Here is a 5,014-nt window from a genome sequence, read left to right on the forward strand (position 1 = left end):
CGCCCTGCCGAAGTCGGCGGCGTGATCGACCAGCGTCAGAAGACCATCGACGGTGATCTGGCGGCGGCGCAGAAGCTGAAGGGCGAATCCGACGACGCTCTGAAGGCCTACGAGACCGAACTCGCCGAAGCTCGTGCGCGGGCCCAGGCGATCGGTGCCGAAGCTCGTGAAAAGCTGAATGCGGCGGCGGAAGCCGAACGCAAGACGCTCGAAGAGCGGCTGGCCACGCGGCTCGCCGAGGCCGAGAAGACCATCGCGTCGACTCGCACGACGGCGATGGGCAATGTTCGCGGCATCGCGTCCGATGCGGCGACCGCCATCGTGCAGCAGCTCGCCGGCATCGCGCCGGACAGCAAGGCTGTCGAAGGCGCGGTCGACGCCTCCCTGAAAGGCTGAGATCGATGGAAATCTTCGCTGACGCAGAGACCTGGGTCGCAGTCGCGTTCGTGATCCTGATGGGCGTGTTCGCCTATGTGGGCGTCCACCGCACCGTGCTGAAGGCTCTCGACCACCGCCGCGATCGCATCAAGGCCGAGCTCGACGAAGCCCGCAAGCTCAAGGACGAAGCCGCCAAGCTGCTCGCAGACTATCGCGCCCGCCGCGCCACGGCGGAACGTGAGGCGGAAGCGATCATCGCCAGCGCCAAGGCCGACGCCGAACGGATCGCGGCGGAATCCAAGGCCAAGCTGGAAGAGTTCGTCGCCCGCCGCACCAAGACCGCGGAAAGCAAGATCGCGTTGGCCGAAGCTCAGGCGCTCGCCGACGTGCGGGCCGCTGCGGCCGAAGCCGCCGTCAATGCCGCCGCGACGATCCTGTCGCAGTCGGTCAAGGGCCAGCTCGCCGACGACCTGCTCGGCAAGGGCATCCAGGACGTCCGCAGCAAGCTCAACTGAGCGACGCTGTCATCCAATCAAAAGCCGGCGCGAGCAATCGCGCCGGCTTTTTTGTTTGTTGAGTCGCACGGCCGCCGTTACTTTCACCCTCCCCTCGAGGGGGAGGGTCGGCCAGCAGCCTGCGTAGCAGGATGCTGGACGGGGTGGGGTGAGCCATAGGCACTGCCTTTGTGAGGGCCAGCAAGGCTGGTGAGCGCCACCCCTGTAACTGCGCCGCCCCACCCCGCTCGCTGACGCGAGCGCCCCTCCCCCTCCAGGGGAGGGTGAAGAGGCGCTTCTACTCGGCTTACCGGTGCTTGCTGCGGTGTCTGGGCTCTGGCTTCAGCGACTGCGGATCGAAGCCGACATAGAACACGTAGGAGTCGTTTTCGGCGGCCGAGACGGCCGGATAGACGATGTCTTCGGCCACCAGGCTGAACGGCACCGTGCCGTCGGCGCTCATCGTGACGCTGGTCCGGTAGGCCTTGGTGAAGATCGTCTTTGGCGACACGCCTTCCTGTACCACCGCGACGCGCAGCGGCACATCGACCTCGGATGGTGCTCCGGCCGGGCCGGCGATGATGCGGCCCTGGATGCCGACGCGCGCCGTGATGGTGCCGCCGCTCAAATTGCACTCGCGCGCGGTCTTGGCGATCACCGCCTGGAAACGCAGGTCCGCACCGCTGGCTTCCTTACCGGGCAGACCGACCGCATAGGTCGAAGCGCCGTTGCGTACGGTGACCGACGGACAGGTCAGATCGCTGTCCTGCGGCGGTCCGTTAGAGATCGTCGGCGGCTTCTCGGACTGCGACGAGCCGCCGAACAGACTCTTGAAGCGGTCGGTGATCGACTGCGACCAAGCCGGCGTCGCCAGCAGGCTGCCGCAGACCGCAGCGGCCACCACAGCGTGCGCGACGTGCAGACGCCGGCGTGCGCGCGGCGCGGGTTGAAAGTCATCGTGCATCATGATTCCCGGCTGAAGCAGGTGGTCAGTTCCGCTCCGCTTATAGCAAAGCAAAACCGGCGATCCAAAGGCGCGGATGACGGCGCCTCAGCTGCGCAGATCCTCGTGCAGCATCCCGAACAGCAAATGGTCCTGCCAGACGCCGTTGATGCAGAGATAGCGCCGAGCCAGCCCCTCGCGGGTGAAGCCGCATTTCTCCAGCACCCGGATCGAGGGCGCGTTGGTGGGGATACAGGCGGCCTCGACGCGGTGCAGATTGAGCTCGCCGAACAGCGTCGGCAGCAGCACCCGCAGCGCCGCCGTCATGTAACCGCGGTGCGCGAACGGCTGGCCGACCCAATACCCGATGGTGCCGGCCTGGACGATGCCCCGGCGGACATTGGCGAGCGTGATGCCGCCCACCAGGACGCCATCGGCCTCGCGAAACACCAGAAATGGATAGGACCGGTCGGCCGCGATGTCCTCCGAATAACGCCGCAGCCGGCGGCGGAAACCGGAGCGGGTCAAATCGTCGGACGGCCAGATCGGCTCCCACGGCGTCAGATAGGCGCGGCTGCGTTCGCGCAGATCGGCCCATTGGGGGAAGTCGGCGTATTGCGGCGAGCGCAGCAGCAGCCCCTGGCCCCGCGGCTCCAGGGCAGCCATGCTGGCAGACGGCATTCAAAAAAGCGCCACGACGACACTCCCCCACGCACCGAAGGCGACGCGGCGGCTGCGGACTCAGCGCGGCGCGACGCTCGGCGTCAATGATAGCTCGATTTCGCCCGGGATTGTGTCAATCCTTCCGCGAAACCCACCGCCGTATCGAGGCCGCGACCGCTGCCCAGCGCAACCACGGCGGGGCGACCGCGCGACAGCAGCGCGCGCGCGGCGTCGCGGGTCGAATCGATCGTGACGGCTTCGATCTTGCCGACCAGTTCTTCGACCGTCAGCGGCCGGCCGTGAGACAGGATGTGGCGGGCGAGCTGCTCGGCGCGCGACGAGCAGCTTTCCATCGCCATCAACAGGCCGGCCTTCATCTGCGCCTTGGCGCGCGAGATCTCGGCCTCGGTCAGCGTATCGACCGCGTCGTTGATGACGTCGACGATGACTTCCATCATCTCCGGCGCGTCGGCCGGATCGGTGCCGGTGTAGAGACCGAAGAAGCCCGTGTCGGTGTAGGGCGCGTGGAAAGTGTAGATCGCGTAGCACAGCCCGCGCTTCTCCCGCACCTCCTGGAACAGCCGCGACGACATTCCGCCGCCGAGGATGTTGGTGAACACCTGCAGGCTGAACAGCGACGGATCGCGCTGCGGCACGCCTTCGAGCGCCAGCGTCAGATGCGCCTGTTCGAGATCGCGGTGCACGACCTTGCTGCCGCCGGCGCCGAACATCGCCGGCTGCGGCTTGGGCGCCGGCGTCGAGTCGAAGCTGGCGAAACGGTGCGAGACCTCCTCGACGACGCGGGCGTGATCGACCGCGCCGGCCGCGGCGATCACCATCTCGGGGCCGCGATAATGGGTGTGCAGGTAGCCCTGCAACTTCTCGCGATTGAACGCCTTCAACGTCTTGGCGGTGCCGAGCAGCGAGCGGCCGATCGGCTGTTCCGGGTAGCAGAGTTCGTTGAGATATTCGAACACGACGTCGTCGGGCGTGTCCTGCGAGGCGCCGATTTCCTGGACGATGACGCTCTTCTCGCGCTCGAGCTCGTCCGGCACGAAGGTCGGATTGGCGAGGATGTCGGAGAGCACATCGAGCGCCAGCGGCACGTCGGCCCTCAACACGCGCGCGTAGTAGGCGGTGGTCTCGGTCGAGGTGCCGGCGTTGAGATCGCCGCCGACAGCCTCGATCTCCTCGGCGATTTCGCGCGAGGTGCGCTTCGCGGTGCCCTTGAACGCCATATGCTCGAGCAGATGCGAGATGCCGTGCTCGTCCGGTTTCTCGTCACGGCCGCCGACGCCGGTCCAGACCCCGAGCGCCGCGGTTTCGAGATGCGGCATGGTGTCGGTAACGACCGTCAGCCCGGAGGGCAACTTCGAGACGTCGACGGTCATCCAACAGCTCCTTGTCTGGCTGCGCGGCTGACCGACAGCACGTAATTCTCCACTGCCACCTGATCACGCGGCAGCACCCGAATAGTTTCAGGCTTGCTCATCAGTCCGTCGAGCCATGCCGGCAGTTCAGGGCGCTGGCCGCAGGCGGCCGCGACGGCGTCGGGGAACTTGGCCGCATGGGCGGTCGACAGCACGATGTTGGGCACGCCCGCGTCGGTGGTGTCGCGATCGGCGACCGACAGCGCCACCGCGGTGTGCGGGTCGATCAGGTCACCGGCCTCGCGCCAGGCCGTGCGGATCGCCGCCTCGGTTTCGGTCTCGTCGGCGCGGCCGGCATCGAACTCCTCGCGAATTGCCGCCAGCAGCGCGTCCGGCAGCACGAAGCGGCCGGACTGGTGCAGCGAGCCCATCAGCGAGCGCACCAGCGCGGCGTCGCGGCCGGAAGCCTCGAACAGCAGCCGCTCGAAATTCGACGATACCTGGATGTCCATCGACGGCGACGAGGTGGCGTGGACACCGCGGACTTCGTAGATGCCGGTCTTCAGCGTCCGCACCAGGATGTCGTTGACGTTGGCGGCGATCTTCAGCCGGCGCACTGGCAGGCCCATCTTCTTGGCGACGTAGCCGGCGAAGATGTCGCCGAAATTGCCAGTCGGCACGGTGAAATCGACGACGCGACCGGGCGCACCGAGCGCGACCGCCGAGGTGAAGTAGTACACGACCTGCGCAACGATGCGCGCCCAGTTGATCGAGTTAACGCCGGACAGCGCCACCTGGTCGCGAAACTTGTGGTGATTGAACAGGCCTTTGACGATCGCCTGGCAATCGTCGAAATGGCCTTCGATCGCCAGCGCATGGACGTTCGCCGCGCCCGACGTCGTCATCATCATGCGCTGCACGTCGGAAATCCGGCCGTTCGGAAACAGCACGACCAGATCGACATTGTTCAGATTGGCGAAGGCCTCGACGGCTGCGCCGCCGGTGTCGCCCGAGGTCGCGACCACGATCGTGGTACGCTGCTTGCGTTTCTCCAGGACGTGATCCATCAGCCGCGACAGCAGCTGCATCGCGACGTCCTTGAACGCCAAGGTCGGGCCATGAAACAGCTCGAGCACGAACTGACTCGGCGCAGTCTGGCGCAGCGG

General features: G+C 66.7%; 6 protein-coding genes. 2 read left to right on the plus strand and 4 right to left on the minus strand.

All coding sequences use genetic code 11. The features are described 5' to 3' along the window. On the plus strand, positions 1-396 hold a 396-nt coding region (locus I5M_RS14260; RefSeq protein ID WP_022722012.1), incomplete at its 5' end, for a F0F1 ATP synthase subunit B'. 5 nt (positions 397-401) lie between these two features. Further along, positions 402-893, plus strand: coding sequence for a F0F1 ATP synthase subunit B (locus I5M_RS14265; protein WP_022722013.1), 492 nt, complete (start codon positions 402-404; stop codon positions 891-893). A 286-nt stretch (positions 894-1,179) separates the two neighbouring features. Here I5M_RS14265 and I5M_RS14270 read toward each other — a convergent pair whose 3' ends face one another. The 4 genes from I5M_RS14270 to thrC form a co-directional block, all read right to left on the minus strand. Next, on the minus strand, positions 1,180-1,836 hold the full coding sequence (locus tag I5M_RS14270) for a hypothetical protein (protein WP_031336393.1): 657 nt from the start codon (positions 1,834-1,836) through the stop codon (positions 1,180-1,182). A gap of 87 nt (positions 1,837-1,923) precedes the next feature. Continuing rightward, positions 1,924-2,496 (minus strand): GNAT family N-acetyltransferase, encoded by a 573-nt coding sequence (locus I5M_RS14275; protein ID WP_031336395.1) that lies wholly within the window; start codon positions 2,494-2,496, stop codon positions 1,924-1,926. An 83-nt stretch (positions 2,497-2,579) separates the two neighbouring features. Continuing rightward, positions 2,580-3,869 (minus strand): pitrilysin family protein, encoded by a 1,290-nt coding sequence (locus I5M_RS14280; protein WP_022722015.1) that lies wholly within the window; start codon positions 3,867-3,869, stop codon positions 2,580-2,582. Then, positions 3,866-5,014, minus strand: a 1,149-nt coding sequence (gene thrC / locus I5M_RS14285) for a threonine synthase (protein WP_022722016.1), incomplete at its 5' end; no start/stop codon positions are given. The genes thrC and I5M_RS14280, both read right to left, overlap by 4 nt.

This window comes from Rhodopseudomonas sp. B29 (assembly GCF_000333455.1).
Taxonomy (GTDB): domain Bacteria; phylum Pseudomonadota; class Alphaproteobacteria; order Rhizobiales; family Xanthobacteraceae; genus Rhodopseudomonas.

What these genes read in the sequence shown, in the direction of transcription:
- I5M_RS14265 (WP_022722013.1), top strand. Translation starts at nt 402, where the DNA reads ATGGAAATCTTCGCTGACGCAGAGACCTGGGTCGCAGTCGCGTTCGTG.
- I5M_RS14280 (WP_022722015.1), bottom strand. Translation starts at nt 3,869, where the DNA reads ATGACCGTCGACGTCTCGAAGTTGCCCTCCGGGCTGACGGTCGTTACC.
- I5M_RS14275 (WP_031336395.1), bottom strand. Translation starts at nt 2,496, where the DNA reads ATGCCGTCTGCCAGCATGGCTGCCCTGGAGCCGCGGGGCCAGGGGCTG.
- I5M_RS14270 (WP_031336393.1), bottom strand. Translation starts at nt 1,836, where the DNA reads ATGCACGATGACTTTCAACCCGCGCCGCGCGCACGCCGGCGTCTGCAC.